Consider the following 17629-nt stretch of genomic DNA (forward strand, 5'->3'; position numbering starts at 1 on the left):
CTTATTACCTTGCTATTTCATTTTGAAACCCATAAGGTACAATAATATCATTATGTAAACTTATCTTTGTTTGCAGGAAACAGAAGATATTCGATAGAATATAAAAGAGATAGATAGAGAAGGAGTGATAACATGTTTTTACCATCTTTTGATTTAAAAGATAAAGTAGCAGTAGTTACCGGAGGCGGAAGAGGAATCGGTAGAGCACTTGCAATCGGGCTGGCTGAAGCAGGTGCTGATGTTGCGATTTTAGCACGCACAGAGAAAGATCTTGAAGAGGTGGCAGTACATATTACGAATGCAGGCAGGAAAGTATATAAAATCCAGGCGGATATTACTAATAAAGATGCGGTAGACCAGGCTGTTGAACAGATTGTGACCCGAGCCGGCAAGATTGATATATTAATTAATAATGCGGGTATGAATATTAGGACTCCTGCTCTAGAAGTAACGGAAGAAGAATGGCAAAACATTGTTGATCTGAATTTAAAAAGCGCGTTTTTTATGGCACAAGCCTGTGCGAAGCATATGAAAAGCAATAACAGTGGAAAAATCATTAATATTTCTTCTGTTGCCGGTCATGTTGCTTTAAAAACTGGAGTTGTGTACGGTGCTACAAAAGCGGGGCTAATTCAGATGACCAAAACGTTGTCTTATGAGTGGGCGAAATACGGAATAAATATAAACGCGATTGGTCCATGGTACTTTAAAACGCCGCTTACTGAAAAGCTGCTAGCTGATGAAAAGTATTTGCAGGAGATTCTTGATGTTACCCCGATGAAAAGGGTGGGCGAGTTGAAAGATCTCGTTGGTGCCGCTGTATTTTTATCTTCTGAGGCATCAAACTATGTAACAGGCCAGACACTATTTGTTGATGGCGGCATGACCGTTTACGGATTTTAAGAATACCGTTTACTCGAATTAAAAGTTCCGAACGTTACATTGAGTATTCACCCAAAAAATAAAGCCGTTACGTTACCGTAACGGCTTTATGTATTTCTTATCCTTCTAGATCTTTCATTAAGCTCGGCTTAGCCATTCCCAATTCTTCGTATACTTCGCCGATTTTTTCTTCTCCTGCAGCAAACAGGTCATCCGCTTCTTTATATTCTGCTTCCGGTTCGTCCGAAAGGTTTGCAGCTCTTGATTCATAAGCTTTAGCAATATCCTCTAAAGCGGAACTCAATTTTTCTTTATATGCATCTAATTCAGAAGGTACTTCTAATCCTTTAACTTCTTCGGCAACTTTATTCGCCGCATCTTGAGCTTCTGTTTTCATTTTAGCGAGCTCTTCAGCAGAAGGTGCTTCTTCACCTTCTTTTGTTTTTGCAGTTTCAAATGCATAGATTGCACTGTCGTTGGCGTTAATCGTGTCTGTTAATTTCATTTGGAAATCAAGCAAAGCACCCTTAACTTCTTCTTCGTTTGCTCCCTTGTCTTCAGAGGCATTGTCTTCGTTTCCCGTATTATCGGTTTTTTCTGTATTGTCTGTGGTGTTATCAGCGCTTTCATCTGTAGCATTTCCGTTTCCGTTATTACATGCTGCAGCGAACAGAAGTAAGCAAAGCGCCGTAATAGATAGTAGTTTTTTCATGATTACCCCTCCCAGGAAATTTTTTCTATTATTCTTACCTTCCATAGTTTAAAACTTTTCACAAGATTTGTAAACAAAAAGATATGGAACTTTAACTTTGCTGTAAAATAAAAAGAAAATTTAGATTTATTTAATTATTCAAGCGATACGTTTATATTAGTAGGTTAGAGGGCAATTATATGTTTTAATAATCATATGAATAGAATAAAGGGAGTGGATGAAACGATGATAATATTCCAGAATAAAATAATGGACCGTTCGGAGGTTTCCATTGATATTGAAGATCGAGGTTACCAATTCGGTGACGGAGTATACGAAGTAATACGTATTTATGATGGAAAATTGTTTGAAATGGAAGGGCATATGAAAAGACTGGAAAGAAGTGCCGGTGAAATCGAACTTTCGCTACCGTTCCCGGCAAGTGAGATTATCTATTCTATAAAAGAACTTATTAAACATAACAATATAAAAGACGGGCATGTCTATATGCAGATTACAAGAGGTGCTTCTTCAAGAAACCATCCTTTTCCTGATAACGCAACGCCGGTTTTGACTGCTTATACAAAGGAATATGAAGAAAATCCTTCTGCTACCACTGAAGGTATAAAGGCTCTGTTAGCAGATGATATTCGCTGGCTCCGCTGCGATATTAAAAGCCTTAATCTTTTAGGTAACGTACTCGGAAAACAAAAGGCCAAAGATAATGGTTACGATGAAACGATATTCCATCGCGGTGATACTGTAACGGAAGGCAGTTCAACTAATGTTTTTATTGTAAATAACGGGCAATTAGTAACACATCCAGCAACAAACCTAATTTTAAACGGGATAACAAGGAAAGTAGTTATCGACCTGGCTCAAAATATGAGCATCCCCGTCCGAGAAGAGGAATTTACTATTGATGAGCTTCTGTCAGCTGATGAAGTGTTCATCACAAGCACAACTATTGAAGTAGCTCCAGTGACGCAAATAAATAACACAGTGTTAAACGATGGAAAAACAGGGGAAGTGACTCGAAAGCTTCAAGAAGCTTTTAAAAATCGAATTTCTAAAGTGATAAATAAAAATGAAGAAATCAAGACTGGCGATTAATTTTATTCTTTATTTATAGATATAACCACCGCAATTAATTGAGTCTGGTACAAAACTATTTTAACCAAAAAAAATCCGAACTAAGAATTCAAATTCTTACCTCAGAATTTGGATTAGTTCGGATTTTTTAGATACTCCAATAATCCCGAGCCTCCAAGGCTGCAGTTTTCCGAGAGGACGCTTATCCCGTGGAAAGCAAGGTATTCTGCCGAAGCGGTTTGCAAGTACCATTCATTTAGACTTTAGCGTCTTATTTATGTTCTATCCTCTTTCATAATCTTTTGTAAATCACCGCATACTAATATAGTCCGGGTCATGACAGTGTCTATTCCCAACGATGGATCGGTAAGGAAATCCGTTAAGAACGGAGCAGAAGTAAAACCATCATGTATTTGGGGTAGGAAGAGAATACAGGGACAGGGAAAAGGAAAGAAGATGATGGACCCAGTAGTGCTGTAGAAAAAACAAGCAAGATAAATTCTGTTAGCAGTTTTGGGCAAAACGAGATCAGTTATGTCATTATACAAAAGATATGGCTTTGATTTTGATGGAATTCAAAAAAACAGTTATGCATCATTGGCGAATACGATGATGAGATTTTTTGAGCATATTTCTTTCAAAATGAAAAGAATTCCCGTTAAAGTTGAATTAGTAGCCATTTCGTGGTACCTTTAGAACGGCTAATGCGAATCACCCTAGCGGTTAATTCTAGCATTTCTGTTCTGGAAGTGCTTTTTTTGAACGATTAAAAGTGGAATATTCGGGAAAAGCTCAAACAAAGAATATAAAAAAGGAGTTATGAGCGATTGAAAAAGTTTGAAGAATTAGGATTACAAGAAGAGATACTAAAAGCCGTCAGTAATATGGGCTTTGAGGAAACTACACCTATTCAGGAAGGAACGATATCCTTTGCCCTTGAAGGAAGGGATGTAATCGGACAGGCGCAGACAGGTACAGGTAAAACGGCTGCATTCGGTATACCGATTATTCAGCAAGCTGATGTGAATGGAGGATTACAAGGAATTATCCTTGCTCCAACACGTGAACTAGCGGTTCAGGTTGCTGAAGAATTGAACAGAATCGGAAATGTAAAAGGGATTCGCGCACTTCCTATCTATGGAGGACAAAGCATCACACACCAGATCAAGGCGTTGAAGAAGAAACCACAACTAATCGTTGCAACGCCGGGAAGATTAATGGATCATATGAGACGGAAGACAATCCGTTTGCAAAACATCAATGTCGCTGTTTTAGATGAAGCGGATGAAATGTTAAACATGGGCTTTATCGAGGACATCGAAGAAATCCTTAGTCAGGTACCGGATGAAAGGCAGACGCTATTATTTTCTGCCACGATGCCTCCAAAGATTCAGTCTCTGGCGGAACGTTTTATGCGAAACCCAGAAGTTGTGAAAACAAAGACAAAAGAAGTAACTGTTCCGACGGTGGAACAACACTATTATGAGATTCAGGAGTCGAAAAAATTCGATCTTTTATGCCGACTGCTTGATATCCAATCACCGGAACTCGCAATCGTATTCGGAAGAACGAAAAAGCGTGTCGATGAATTGACAGAAGCACTAGCGAAGCGCGGTTACCTTGCTGGAGGAATTCACGGTGACCTCGCACAGCGCAAACGTGATCAGGTCATCCGCCAATTCAAAGAAAGTACGATCGATGTTATGGTAGCTACGGATGTAGCTGCAAGAGGCCTTGATATCACAGGTGTTACTCACGTTTACAACTTCGATATACCTCAAGACCCAGAAAGTTACGTACACCGTATCGGAAGGACAGGCCGTGCCGGTCAAACAGGACTTGCGATAACATTTGTAACACCAAGAGAAATCGATCATATGAAAGTGATCGAAAAGATAACGAAAAAGAAAATGAAGAAAATGGCGGTTCCTTCGTTTTCCGAAGCACTTGAAGGCCAGCAGCAAGCAGCAGTCAGCAGCCTTTTGAGAACTGTGGAGGAAACGAACCTGTCTACTTATAAAGCATCTGCTGAACACTTGCTAGAAGACATGGATTCTGTAAGCCTTGTTGCAGCTGCATTAAAGTTGCTTACTAAAGAGCCCGACACTACACCTATAAAGTTAACTGAGGTAGCTCCACTTCGGGCCAAAAAATCGAAGAATCAACGTGGAAAAGGCGGCGGCGGACGCGGCAATAGACACAATGACCGAAGAAGTGATAGGGACAGAAAGAAAAGAAACTTTAATGACAACCGTCGGGTAAATCCAAAAGGGAAAAACCGCAATAAGTAAGTGATTGGAAGCTGTATTTTTGCAGCTTCTTTTTTGCTTGCTGTAAGCACGATGATGCTTTAAGCTTTTTTATATAGTAAAAACCCCGGGTTAAAGAAGACACTGTTATGTATCTTTAAAACGTTTTACAAACATTCTGCTTATAATAAGAAAAGATTATTTGAATATTAACCTGAAAGCGGTATTCTATAATTAACAGTTTTTTTGAAAGGTAGCGAGTTCGTCATGAATCCATTAGTAAGAAAGGAATCTGTTACAGTAAACCCTTTTTGGAGTAAAACAGATATCTCAGTCGATCAGGAAAATATGATACAAAGGTTGAGCCATTTAAAAGAAGAAATCGATTCAAGAGGTTATTCGGAACAAGAAGATAAATTAGAACAATTGATGGAAAAGGTCTACACTGGTGAATATATGGCAGTGTTCAGTGGCCATTTTTCTGCAGGTAAATCCTCTATGATAAATGCCCTGTTTGAAGAAGACCTATTACCTTCTAGTCCGATTCCTGCTAGTGCAAACATGGTCCAAATAAAGTCAGGTGATCCTTATGCGAAAATTTTATTTAAAAATGATGAGGTATATGAGTTCGAACACCCTTATGATATAGAAGAAATAAAAAATTATTGTTTGAACGGAAATGATGTTAAATATGTGGAGATAAGCCATCCGTCAACCTTTTTGCCGGAAGATTTTGTGATAGTCGATACACCCGGGATCGACTCTACGGATGATGCACACAGACTTGCTACAGAAGCATCGATGCATCTGGCGGATATTGTATTTTATATGGTGGATTATAACCATGTGCAATCGGAGCTTAACTTTGAGTTTGTAAAAGAACTCGAAGATCAAAACAAGAAAGTTATTTTAATCGTTAACCAGATCGATAAACATAATGAACTAGAAATATCCTTTAGGGATTTCAAGCAGGGTGTAAAGGATGCTTTTGCAGATTGGAACATCGATTTAGAAGAAATATTTTTCACTTCCTTGATTGATTTGTCGCTAGAGGCCAACGAATTTAACGATCTTCGTGTGTACATTACAGGACTGTTGGCGAATAGACATGTCGAAGTAATCCAAAATGCGTTAGAGGCAAGTTATCTGATAGCTGAAAATATAAAGGAAACATCACTTCAGGAAAAGCTTCATGGGGAGGCTCCTAAAAGTAACGAGGGAGAACTTCAAAATCGGTATGATCAATTAAATAATCAAATAGAAGCACTTGATCAGAAAGTGGAGGAGTTTAAAGAATCGTTTGAAGCTGATCTCGGGAAGTTAACGAAGAGCGCAATTTTGATGCCATTTGAGGTAAGAGAAGCTGCTAAGCAGTTTATGGAAGCATCCCAGCCAGATTTTAAGGTTGGTTTTCTGTTCAAAGATAAAAAAACGAAAGAAGAAAAAAAGAATCGTTTTGACACGTTTTACGACATGCTATCTAAGCAGGCATCATCACAGCTAGAATGGCATTTGAAGGAACTTCTCGTTCAAAAGAGCAAGGAGTGGGAAATAGGTGATGAAAGATTATTCAAAGAACTCTATAATATCTCCATTCCTATCCCTGAGGAATTAATCGATTCTGAGCTTGAGACCGGTGCAGGTCTTACAGGGCAAGCTGTTTTAAATTACACAGAAGGTGTTTCTTCCAGTGTTAGAAGAATCTTCAGGCAAAAAGGGCTCCAAGAAATGGATAGATTGGCCGACATTCTTTCCGAAAGCCTGGAAGAACAAAAGAAAGAAATTAAGCGTGAAAGAAATGAACTAAGTGCAGAACTGAAGAAGCAGCAGACTGAGCGGGCACTAATAAGAAAAGAGGAAGAATGGTTCATTAAATGTATCGAAATTTTGGAAGGCCATTATAATAAGCATTCGAAAGAGGCTTTTCAAAAATGGCAAACCGAGAAAGAAGGCAATTTGAAACAGAGTACTATTATAAAGAGCGGCGAAAAAGTATCGGGTAACAATGAAGCGGACAAAAACGAAAAGAAAGATGCCGAGGATGTGGAGATTGAACGCCCTCAAGCTCTTGATACAAAGGAATATTTAGTGCAAGCAGCAGAAGATCTAAACGAGGCTGCCAGAAAAGTAGAAATTGTGCCAGAGCTTTCGGCTATCGCAAGGGAGCTGAAGCAAAGGGCTGAAAGAATCGAAAGCAGGGAGTTTACTGTTGCCCTTTTCGGTGCTTTCAGTGCAGGGAAGTCATCTTTTGCTAATGCGTTGCTGGGTGAAAGCGTGTTGCCTGTTTCCCCTAATCCCACAACTGCTGCGATTAATAAAATTTGCCCGGTAACTGCTGAATATCCTCATGGAACGGTAAAAGTACAATATAAAACAACGGAGCAGATGCTAGAAGATATCCAGTATTCACTTTCTTACTTTGATATGGAAGCCGAAACGCTTGAAGAAGCAGTATCACTGATAAAAAATAAGGTGCTTATAAAGAAAGATGTCACAGCTAGAGCAAAGCCGCATTATACGTTTTTAAAAGCTGTTAACAAAGGCGCTGCCCACGAACTACAAAATCTTGATGAAGTTCAAAAGGTTGGAATGGAAGCGTTCGGCGAGCTAGTCGCGAAAGAAGAGAAGGCTTGCTTCGTTAATCTGATTGAGCTTTACTACTCATGTCCTTTGACCGATCAGGGGATAACGTTTGTAGATACACCAGGTGCAGATTCGATTAATGCAAGGCATACAGGGGTAGCCTTCCGTTATATCAAGGAATCAGATGCAATTTTATATGTGACTTATTATAATCACGCTTTTTCGAAAGCTGATAGAGAATTTTTGATTGAGCTTGGACGGGTAAAAGATGTTTTTGAGCTAGATAAAATGTTTTTTGTCGTCAATGCGGCAGATCTCGCCAAAAATGAAAGCGAGCTCCAGCATGTGGTCACACATGTCGAAGATAACCTTATTTCTTATGGGATAAGAAAACCAAGAGTATATCCCGTGTCCAGCCATATTGCTGCGTTATCAAAAGGACTGGAAAAAGGTAATCTATCAAAGGAAAACCGGGACCGCCTCTCCAAATTGTTAAAGCTTAAAAGCAAGGAGGAAATAAGCAGTTCAGCGGGTATTAAAGAGTCAGGAATACAGGAATTCGAAAATGATTTCACTCATTTTATCAGTCACGATTTAACCGGGCTTGCAGTAGCTGCTGGATATGCTGATATCGACCGGGCGATATCGGTAATCAACGATTGGGTAAGTGCTTCAAGGCAGGATAAGAATATTCGCGAGAAGCAATTGAATGAGTTGCAGAAACGAAAAGAGGACAGTATTGAATATGTGAGGACCTTTGATCATGAGTCGAATGAGCGAGCGTTCAATCAAGAAACTAAAGAGCTCGTTTATTATATCGACCAGCGTATCTTTCTCCGATTTTCTGATGTTTTTAAAGAATCTTTTAATCCTGCAGCATTATCAAAATCAAAGGGCAATGTTAAAGAATCATTAATCGATTGTTTGAAAGAACTCATCGGGTTTATTGGTTTTGACCTGGCACAGGAAATGAGAGCAACTGCACTTCGGACAGAAAAATATGTTTGGAAAATCGTTGACGAAACGTATACGAAATTCAAGAAAACCGCTACTGCTGAGCTACCTGGTCTGCAGCTTTCTGCGATTGAGAAACATTCGTTTGATATGCCGGACTTTGAAGAAGAGTTAGTAGTGGAGCATTTTGATAAGTTAAAGGGTATCGTGTTTTCATCCTTTAAAAGTCCAAAGCAATTCTTTGAGCAAAATGGGAAGGAATTGCTAAAAGAGAAGCTTGAGGAGGAGTTGAAATCTCCTGTAAATCATTATCTTGAGCAAAAAAAGAGCGATCTTCAGACTGCTTATTGGAAAGCGTATCAAATTGTAGTAGAGGAACTTGAACAAAAGGTGATCGATGAAGTTAACAACCATGTGGAAGGGAAAAAAGCTGCTCTTTCCGTTAGTATCGACCCAGAAACCCTTGAGGACCTTGCAAACAGCCTTAAAAAGATCATGCCTGAATCATCTTAATAAATTAATAAAAAGGGGATGAAAACATGACCGATATTCTTGTTTCTGCTAGTTGGCTTTCAAATCATGTAAATGATCCTGATCTCGTTATCGCGGACTGTCGATTTAACCTGGCAAATAAGGAAGAAGGAATAGAAGAATATACGAAGGAACATATTCCTAACGCTGTTTATTTAGATCTGGAAAAAGATCTTTCTGGAATGGTAAAGGAGCATGGGGGAAGGCATCCGCTTCCTGATCTGGAACAGTTCGCACAACTCCTTGGAAACAAGGGTATAAATAAAAGCAAGCTGGTTGTTGCTTACGATGACCAGGGGGGCGCAATGGCAGCGAGGTTGTGGTGGATGCTCCGCTTTCTTGGACATAAGAGGACTGCAATTCTTGATGGCGGCTTTTCTGGATGGCAGAAGCAGGGTTTTCCGGTCACAAATGAGATTCCCTCTCCTGAAAAATTATTGTTTGAACCAGTTATCAACAGGGAAGCGATAATTCCAATGGAAGAAATAAAAAAAATGGCTGGAGGAAGCGGATTGCTGATTGATTCACGGGCACCCGAAAGGTATAAAGGTGAAGAAGAGCCAATCGATCCGAAAGCAGGCCATATCCCTGGTGCCATAAATTATTTTTGGAAAGATAACATAAAAGGGTCACAATCATGGAAAACCAGAGATGAATTGCAAAAACAGCTTTCTTTTTTGGAGGATGACCAAAATGCAGTTGTTTATTGTGGTTCAGGAGTTACTGCCTGTGCAAACTTATTCGCTTTTCATTTAGCAGGGTTCGATCATGTAAAACTATATCCGGGAAGTTGGAGCGATTGGATTTCTTATCCTGAAAATGAAGTAGAGACAAATTAAAAAAAGAGGCTGAGACAAAAGTCTTTAGCCGAAAAAAATCCGAACTATAATCAGTTCGGATTTTTCTTTTGGATCGTTTCATTATATATCGGCTACATCCGCTGCAAAGTATTCTGCAGAAGCGGTTTGCATCACTCGACTAGATAACAGTGTTACCGACTAGTGATCCTTACTATCCTCAAACCGAGTTTTAAGTTCTGCCATTTCCTGTTTCAATTTGTATGTGTTTCCTTCTAGCACTTCCATAGTGGCAAAGCGGTCTTGCAATTTCTCTTCATATTCGCTTGTTTGGGAGGCCAATTGTTTAATTTTTTCCTGTAATTGAATCAGCAATGGAGTTTCACTTTCTGAATCAATCGTTTTAAGGGAGCCGATATCTGTTATTAACCCTTTGTAAGTTTGTTTTAGTTCCTGGTTTTCTTTCTTCAAAGAGTGAACTTGTTTTTGAAGTTTCTCTACGGAAAGCAATTTTTCCTTATAACCATCTATTTCTTCATTTAATGCTATTATATCTTGTTCTTGCTTTTTGAATTGTTCATTGAAATGGTTATTTTCTTCTGATATTCTCCTGAATTTTTGATTCAGTTGTTTTTGAACAGTTTTTTCGTTTTCTAATTCCTTCATATATGATTGGTTGGCCTTTTGTATTTCGGTTACCAAGCTTTTTAATTTACCAAGTTCTTTTTCCTGGCGGGAAGTTAACGTTTGGAGTTCACTTGCTTTTTGTTTATAGTTATTATTCGTTTCTTTTTCCTCGGCAAGTTTTTCTTCCAGTTCCTCTTGTTTTTCGATGAGCGATATATTTTCACTTTTTAAATTTTCCAGTTGATTATAATGAAAGTTCTCTTGATAATCCTTCACTTTCTCTTTGTATTTGGCAAGTTCGGCTTTAAAATAGATGATTTTCTGCTGTAGTTGAATCGGATCTGTTTTGCTTGTTATACCTCTTCTTTTGTTCATTTCTTAAACCTCCTTAAACAGTTGCATAGTGTCTGGGCACGAAACTACTTTATCTATATGTAAAGACAAAGTTTTGAGTTCCTGTTACCGAAGTGAACAGTGTAAAAACAAATAGGTGTGAAATTAGGCTGTTTTGAAATTAGGAAATAAAGGGGTAGTCTATTACCTTTCTTTAAAAACTTCATATAGTAACAGTAAGAAATATGTTATAGAAAGGAATTTTGTGATGGGCAATTATTCAAAGGGAAAGTTAGTTAAGATTCCGGTTGTTCTTCTGGAAGATTCATTTTCATTTGATGTATCAGCAAACATTACCCTTCCGGAGCCGGCTCTTGAAATCAAAGCCGTAACAAATAAAGTCAAGGTCACCCAATGCCTTTTATTATTACCGAGCAATAAACTGTGGATTAAAGGGTTTGTTCGAAAGAATATCCAATTTGCGACACCGATTAAAGGTAGCGATGAGGCAATTTTATCCAGCATAAAGTCTTTTACGTTAGATGTACCTTTTGATGATACTTTTACAATAACAAATTTTAAGAACAAACCTGTTTTTCATCATGGTAAACAAAATAATGTCTTTACGTATCAAAGAGAAACAGAAATAGACCATCTTCCTGGATTTTCATCAAAAGATAAGTTGTTATCAGGAGATTTAACCCAGTTTGATCAGGAATCCTTTGAGTTTTTTAACGAATTGCCATTCTGTGAGCTAGTTTGCTCCAGAGTTGTGGAGTATGATGAAGCTTTAAACAGAAAAATGGGCATCATCGAATCCCACAAAGACTGTAAAATGGAAGGGCCATTTGAAGAGGGGACCTTTACAAAGTTCATAGAAAAGATGGATGTTGACCTTGTGATAAAGGTTTTGCAAAATCAACAGGTAGACCTTGGGAAGATGTGTCCGCAACCGCATCCTCATCCTCATCCGCATCCTCATCCAAAACCAAGGCCGCCTAAGAAGGTAAAAACTAATCATCCTTTATGGTCTCACTTTAAAGATTGCTAAAGGAATTATAGTATAAGAGGTAAAGAAGATGGCTCAGGAGCAAAGTGTCAGATCCCTCCAACACCTTTTCTAGAAGAACTTGTTCTAACGTTTTTCTAGATTATGTGCTAAAAGGAGGGAGATTGACCTTTTCGAGTCATCTTTTATTTATGTAGAACCTTATAGAGGGCCTTTATATATAATGTTATAAAGATGGGGTAAGAAAGGAGTTCAGAGAAATGGAAAGGAAGGAGTATTTGAACAAACGGAAACCAAAAGTGATTTTTAGTAAATTACACATAGATTCAGGACATAAAAAGGACATATTCAATAGTAGAAACAGTTTATCGAAAAAGTTAAACACCGTTAACAGGGAATATGTAATTCAGAATCATAAAAAAACCACAACTATTGAGCTTTTGGTGGATGCAGACTTTTTTTCGAATTTGTATCAGAAAAGATTGAGAGAGATCTCTCAGACAGAAAAGGCTAAATCAGATGTACTGGTGGGGAAAATAGAAACAAATGTGTCCTTTACACAGCGAATTGAAATTGCGGAGGCTATTGAAGATATTACCCACATATGCTGGGAAGTCAAGGATTTTAGAGGTTTTATTAATACAGTTAAAAACACCGCAATTTGCAAAGGTACGTTAGAAGCAAAAATTTCATACCTTACCAACGCTGGTATTAATCATCCGGCGCAGACGAAAGTAATTTCTTATCCAGTAGAATGGGAGAGAGCCTGTACAATAATTGATTGGGATAACAGGGTAAGAAAAACAAAAGATACCCTGGAAGCATACTCTTTTTCAGAGAAAAAGAAGCATTGGAAACAGGATATACACTTCGATGAGCCAGTTGAAATCGAACTTGTATCCGTTTCGATTGTTTCATCTGGTGATATCAAAATCTAACTTCTAGATCTTATAAATCGATAAAAACCTGTGAATATAAAATTCACAGGCCTATCCGAACTAATTACAATTTAAAAGGATATTCTTACAAACCATTGATAGGGCAATACGATATTAATAATTATAAATAAGAGCTCTTAAAAGATATCATTACTGATCAGAAAAAATGTCTATATCCATTAAATCAGCTTGTCAGCCGGCAGTTCTAAGCTGATATTTCTTATTTTTGAAAATTACAATTTAAAATTAAATATTTATTCTTTTTACCATTTAGCTATTTAGTTTGGGGAACGTAACTTTAAAATCACCTCCCACTGTGTTTTCAATATTAGTATATGTCAAAGAACTGCTAATACTTCCTACACTTACCCATAAAAAGCGCCCTTTTTGGATAAAGGGGCGCTTATCGTTGTGTGCCAATCATTTTGGTTTATGATTTTTAAAAGGATTCAATGGAATAGTGTTAACATTATTTAAATAGCTATAGTATTGCTTTACTTTATTGTAGTCGACTGGTGGTCGTGGGTTGACTTTTTCTCCTGGTGAAGGTTTTGTGGAATCAGTGTTAATATTTACTATTTTCATAATTTCCGATTTTGTTTTCTGGTCTAGTTGGCCAGCCCTTGTATTCTTGCTTTTAAAATCTCTCACTATTTGATTTAACTTTTCAATTTTTTCAAGATATACATTTTCTTTTTTTTGTTCAGTAATAGGTTTATCTATTGGGGAATGGGGAGCAGTTAATATATCAGGACCCGGTTCGTTATCAGCCTTTTGTGTATCGGGACTTTTTTCTTGAGAAAGAGATTTCGTTTGTTTCAACTCATCGATCATCACTTTATTTTCCTTGTCTTTCATTTCAAGGGAACTAACAGCATCCTTTAATTGTTGTATCATTTCTACCCATTCTTTTTCATTTGCCCCGTCTTCATTTATCGTCCTCACTAATTCGTTGTGAGAAGTTTGCAGCCTTTTTAGCTCTTGTTCCTGTTGTTTATAAAAAGTATAGTTTTCATTCATTGTATTTAATGATCCTTTTACTTCACCAAGAAATTCTGTATATTGTTGATCTTTATGTTGAAGGGACTTTATTGCTTCATTTAATGCATCTTGCATAGCTTTAAATTCTGACAAGTCATTCTGGATTAATTCAATGGTTTCTTTTAATTGGTCTATTTCGTTAGAAAACACTTCTTTGTCATCGTTGGACCATGGCCAGAACATGTTTAACCACTTCCTTAAGGGATGTTTTGGGGACCAATTGGAATTAGCACCGTATTCCTTTTCCTTCTTTTTAAGCAATGTTAAATGATTATGCAAACGTAATAATTTAGCAGTTGTTATCTTTCTCACTTCTTTAAAAAAATGAAGCTGTACTTTATTATCCTGGACTATTTTGTTAACGTATTCCTGTTTTTTTTGTAAGCTTGCCAGTTCCGTATCATGCATTGTATACATCTGTTCTATTAAACCGTTTGTCTTCTTCTTTATTTCTTCATTAACCGATACGAGACCAAGATATTGTACTTCTTTTTTCTTCTGTTGTTTTCTTTGTTGATCTTCCTTTAGTGTAAAGTCAGCCGTCAACTTTTTTAATTTCAAATAATATTCTTCCAGTTGATTTTTCTCTTGTAAAGCTGCCTGATAGGCCTTCTCTTTTTGTTGATGGCTTTCAAGTATTTCTTTAAAAGCACTTAATTTCTCCTGGCTTTTTTCTTCCTCTTTAGAAAAGGATTGGATGATCTGATTTCTTTGCTGCAACGTTTTTTGAAGCATGTTTTCCCGTTGCTTCAGTTCATTGATAATTTTATCTTTCCGTTTTAATTCGTTGTTGAGATTTACCTCATTTCTTTGATAATGACGTATAAACTTTTTGTTTTCCTTTACAGTTTTTTGATAATTTCGGATGAGGGAATTTTTTTGCCCAATAATTTTCTGCATGTAAATGGATGAGTTAGGTCGGTCGTGACTTTCATTTTGAACCATTGAGTTATTAGCTGTTTCATTTTTTTGCTTTTTGTAACTTGCTTCCATTGTTGGTGAAAGAGAAGTATTTCGCCCTTGATTTCCGTTTTTCATTGAATGTTTGGTGGTGACCTTAAAGGAAGGCTCGGGCTTTTGCAAATTTCCCAGTAGCTTTTCATTTATTTTCTTTCTGATAGTCGAGTCATTTTGCCGGTATTCGGAATATTTTTCCTTTAGCTTTGTTATTATTTCTTGATATTCATCCAATTTTCGTTCATAAAGCTGTAGATCAGACCGATCAGGCGGTCTTAGCTTGTTGAAGGAATCCTTTTTTACTTCCGCCACATCTATCACCTTCTATGATAGTCATATTTAGGTATATGTTTAAAAAGAAGTTAAGGTGATACGTTTTTTATTAATTTTTTCTTTATGATGTTCAAGTTAAAGTAGCAAAACAGTCGAATTTACATATAAATAATATACCAACTTTTTTCTTAGGCATTTATACCATTAAGGGGGCGTTAATGATGGAGAAATTAAAAAAGGAGGTCAAGAAAGATACTGAAAAATTCACCAAACTACAACTTCAACAAATGATCATACATCTCAAGGCCGAACTTCATAAATATAAGATTAAAGTGAAAGAATTTTACCGGAACGATCATTATAAAAAGTTTGATGAGCTCAAAACAGATAATAATCTTTTACTGGAGGAATTAGAAACCGTAAATAAAGAAAATGAAAAATATAAACAAAAAAAACAAGAACTGAACCTATATTGTGAAGAGTTAGAAAGTAAATTAGCAAAGTCTGAAGTGACGATTATGCAAACAACATTGGCAAGATTTAATTTGATAACTGAATGCAAAGAACTAAAACGAAGAAGTCAAAAAAAAGAAGAAGAACTTCAACTGAAAAATAATGAAATTGAAAGTTATCACCTTTTATATAACAAAGAAAAAGCGAAAACAGTTTCCCTTGAAGAGTCATTAACAGCAATCAAAATAAACAAGTCAGAGTTAGAAAAAAAAGTGTCAAAATTAATTGATGAACAAAAATCGCTTATTGCAAAAGTAAACGATACAGAGAGCAAATTGGACGGAGCAAAAAATAAAATCGCTTCCTTAAACGAACAAAACGAATTATTGCTTTTAGAAAAAAAATCATTGGAAAATGGTCTGAATACTGTAAGAGAGGAGAAAAAAGAGTTAGAAGGAGAAAAGGCGAAATTAAAGTCTGATTTAAGTAAGATAGAAAATAAACTTCAACAGCAAGTGAAAGAAGGAGAAATGCTCGCTGAAAATAATGAATCCTATAAACAAAAGATACAAGAACTTGAACATACCATAACCGGAATGGAATCCAATAACAAGAGAATGCTAACCGAAAATAATAAGATAAAAGAAGATCTAAAAGCACTCAACGATCAAATTCGATCATATAATATCAAGCTGTTAGAAGCACAAAGTAAAATAGATGATTTGAACGAACAAAATAAATCGTTGCTTTCTGCAAATAAATCATTTGAAAAAGACATAACGATTGTAGGCTCTGAGAAAAAGAAGTTAGAAGAAAAGAAAGTCGAAATACAGTCTGAGTTAATAAAAATAAAAGGTATGCTTCAACAAGATGCCGAAGCAAGAGAAGTACTTACGAAAAGCAACGAGTCCTATAAAAAAGAGATACACGATTTAGAAGCGTTTATATTTGATTTGAAAAACCAGATAAACGAATCTCAAGGCAAGAGAGATCAGTTGGATAATGAACTTCATAAGATTAAGATCTCAGAAAAAGTATTACAGGAAGAAATCGTCGAGTTGACGGAAGAAAACAATGAACTGGAAACACTTCTCAATCAGTATAAATCAGAGCTCAAGGAATCAAGAAAAAAAGAAGAGAAGTCATCAGCTGACTTAAACAGAAAGTTAGAACAGTCTGAAAAGAAAATGAAGCTTTTAGAGGAGGAACTAACCGAAAAAATCAATGAGACCAGGTTATTAAAAAATGATCTGCTCGACATGGAAGAATTGCGTGAAAAAATAAAAAGACTAAGCATAGAGAATGAAACATTAAAGCAACAACATGAACAGATGGCTCTCTTGAAGTTAGTAGCAGAGAACCTGGCAAACACTTTGAAAGAGATGGGGTCTGAAAAAAGGGGATTACAAAAGCGGATTCAGATACTGACCGAACAACAGAAAAACTTTGAAACAGAACGCCAAAAAGCTATATCAGAAATTGAAGTTATGGCGAATAAAAGTAATGATCTAGAAAAACAAAACGTAAAACTTAAAGAAGAAAAAGGACAGCTGGAGGAATTAATATCTAAATATAAAATTAAATTTTTGGAAATGGAGAATCGTTATGAGCTGTTGGAAAAGGACTATCATAAATCAACAGCAACCTATACTGAACAACAAAAAAAATTGACAGAGCTAGACGCTGATAAAAAAGCTTTAGAAATAAAATCCAACAAATTAAGCGAACAAATCCTGGCTCTAGATTCAAAATTAAAAGAATCCAAAACAAAGGAAGAACAGTTGGCTTCCGAGCATGCATATCTACAGGCCGAAATAAAGAAGCACCAGGATAGAGCTAGACGATCTGAAGAAATTCACACAGAACTGAATACCAACCTGAATGACCTTTTAGATGAATATCAAAAGCTTGAAAAAGAATATGAAAAAGGAAGCTCTATCCAGCAAGACCTGCAAAACAAACTAGAAGAACTAGCACGGGAAAACGCAAATCTGAAAGAGCTTTTCGATGTGCAGATGAACAATAACCAGCATGATTCTAATCCGGAAGTTCAACAAATAATCGAAGAGCTTGTTAATGAAATCAATGAACATGGATCAAACCTTACGCAAAGCTATTCTGTTATTGAACAATTGGAAGAAAAAATAGAAATGTTGAGACAAGAAATTTATCACTTAGGAAAATTAGAAGGATAATAAATAAAAGCTCTTTTCGCATAT

At 36.6% G+C, this 17629-nt stretch carries 11 protein-coding genes; 8 read left to right on the forward strand and 3 right to left on the reverse strand.

Features of this window, described 5'->3' with window-relative positions; all coding sequences use genetic code 11:
- Positions 1-132: 132 nt before the first annotated feature.
- Positions 133-903, forward strand: coding sequence for an SDR family NAD(P)-dependent oxidoreductase (locus FCL54_RS09935; protein ID WP_138125902.1), 771 nt, complete (start codon positions 133-135; stop codon positions 901-903).
- Positions 904-1000: 97 nt separating this feature from the next.
- On the opposite strand, the gene FCL54_RS09940 is transcribed toward FCL54_RS09935, so the two are convergent.
- On the reverse strand, positions 1001-1594 hold the full coding sequence (locus FCL54_RS09940) for a hypothetical protein (protein WP_138125904.1): 594 nt from the start codon (positions 1592-1594) through the stop codon (positions 1001-1003).
- Between the two features lie 225 nt (positions 1595-1819).
- Here FCL54_RS09940 and dat point away from each other — a divergent pair, with 225 nt between their 5' ends.
- From dat to FCL54_RS09960, 4 genes are all read left to right on the forward strand, one after another.
- Positions 1820-2686, forward strand: coding sequence for a D-amino-acid transaminase (dat, locus tag FCL54_RS09945; RefSeq protein ID WP_138126239.1), 867 nt, complete (start codon positions 1820-1822; stop codon positions 2684-2686).
- Positions 2687-3492: 806 nt separating this feature from the next.
- On the forward strand, positions 3493-4956 hold the full coding sequence (cshA, locus tag FCL54_RS09950) for a degradosome RNA helicase CshA (RefSeq protein ID WP_246055197.1): 1464 nt from the start codon (positions 3493-3495) through the stop codon (positions 4954-4956).
- 225 nt (positions 4957-5181) lie between these two features.
- Positions 5182-8964, forward strand: a complete 3783-nt coding sequence (locus tag FCL54_RS09955) for a dynamin family protein (RefSeq protein ID WP_138125906.1) — start codon at positions 5182-5184, stop codon at positions 8962-8964.
- A 26-nt stretch (positions 8965-8990) separates the two neighbouring features.
- On the forward strand, positions 8991-9821 hold the full coding sequence (locus tag FCL54_RS09960; protein WP_138125908.1) for a sulfurtransferase: 831 nt from the start codon (positions 8991-8993) through the stop codon (positions 9819-9821).
- 159 nt (positions 9822-9980) lie between these two features.
- Here the strand turns inward: FCL54_RS09960 and FCL54_RS09965 are convergent, their stop codons facing one another.
- Positions 9981-10781 (reverse strand): hypothetical protein, encoded by an 801-nt coding sequence (locus FCL54_RS09965; protein ID WP_138125910.1) that lies wholly within the window; start codon positions 10779-10781, stop codon positions 9981-9983.
- A 226-nt stretch (positions 10782-11007) separates the two neighbouring features.
- Between FCL54_RS09965 and FCL54_RS09970 the strand changes: the two genes are divergently transcribed.
- Both FCL54_RS09970 and FCL54_RS09975 read left to right on the forward strand, forming a co-directional pair.
- A complete protein-coding gene (locus tag FCL54_RS09970) occupies positions 11008-11790 on the forward strand; it encodes a CsxC family protein (RefSeq protein ID WP_138125912.1) in 783 nt (260 codons plus the stop codon).
- Between the two features lie 218 nt (positions 11791-12008).
- Positions 12009-12686 carry a hypothetical protein gene (locus FCL54_RS09975; protein ID WP_138125914.1) on the forward strand — a complete coding sequence of 226 codons (678 nt, stop codon included), beginning with the start codon at positions 12009-12011 and terminating at the stop codon, positions 12684-12686.
- A gap of 420 nt (positions 12687-13106) precedes the next feature.
- Here FCL54_RS09975 and FCL54_RS09980 read toward each other — a convergent pair whose 3' ends face one another.
- A complete protein-coding gene (locus FCL54_RS09980) occupies positions 13107-14996 on the reverse strand; it encodes a hypothetical protein (RefSeq protein WP_138125916.1) in 1890 nt (629 codons plus the stop codon).
- Positions 14997-15178: 182 nt separating this feature from the next.
- Between FCL54_RS09980 and FCL54_RS09985 the strand changes: the two genes are divergently transcribed.
- Positions 15179-17605: a coiled-coil domain-containing protein gene (locus tag FCL54_RS09985; RefSeq protein WP_138125918.1), complete on the forward strand. Its 2427-nt coding sequence runs from the start codon at positions 15179-15181 to the stop codon at positions 17603-17605.
- Positions 17606-17629: the final 24 nt, after the last annotated feature.

Origin of the sequence: Exobacillus caeni, assembly GCF_005747095.1 — a bacterium.
GTDB classification, from domain to species: Bacteria; Bacillota; Bacilli; order Bacillales; family Guptibacillaceae; genus Exobacillus; species Exobacillus caeni.

Bases quoted from the DNA above. Each gene is read 5' to 3' on its own strand.
- dat (WP_138126239.1), top strand. From the start codon at position 1,820: ATGATAATATTCCAGAATAAAATAATGGACCGTTCGGAGGTTTCCATT.
- FCL54_RS09975 (WP_138125914.1), top strand. From the start codon at position 12,009: ATGGAAAGGAAGGAGTATTTGAACAAACGGAAACCAAAAGTGATTTTT.
- FCL54_RS09935 (WP_138125902.1), top strand. From the start codon at position 133: ATGTTTTTACCATCTTTTGATTTAAAAGATAAAGTAGCAGTAGTTACC.
- FCL54_RS09970 (WP_138125912.1), top strand. From the start codon at position 11,008: ATGGGCAATTATTCAAAGGGAAAGTTAGTTAAGATTCCGGTTGTTCTT.
- FCL54_RS09940 (WP_138125904.1), bottom strand. From the start codon at position 1,594: ATGAAAAAACTACTATCTATTACGGCGCTTTGCTTACTTCTGTTCGCT.
- FCL54_RS09955 (WP_138125906.1), top strand. From the start codon at position 5,182: ATGAATCCATTAGTAAGAAAGGAATCTGTTACAGTAAACCCTTTTTGG.
- FCL54_RS09985 (WP_138125918.1), top strand. From the start codon at position 15,179: ATGGAGAAATTAAAAAAGGAGGTCAAGAAAGATACTGAAAAATTCACC.
- FCL54_RS09965 (WP_138125910.1), bottom strand. From the start codon at position 10,781: ATGAACAAAAGAAGAGGTATAACAAGCAAAACAGATCCGATTCAACTA.
- FCL54_RS09960 (WP_138125908.1), top strand. From the start codon at position 8,991: ATGACCGATATTCTTGTTTCTGCTAGTTGGCTTTCAAATCATGTAAAT.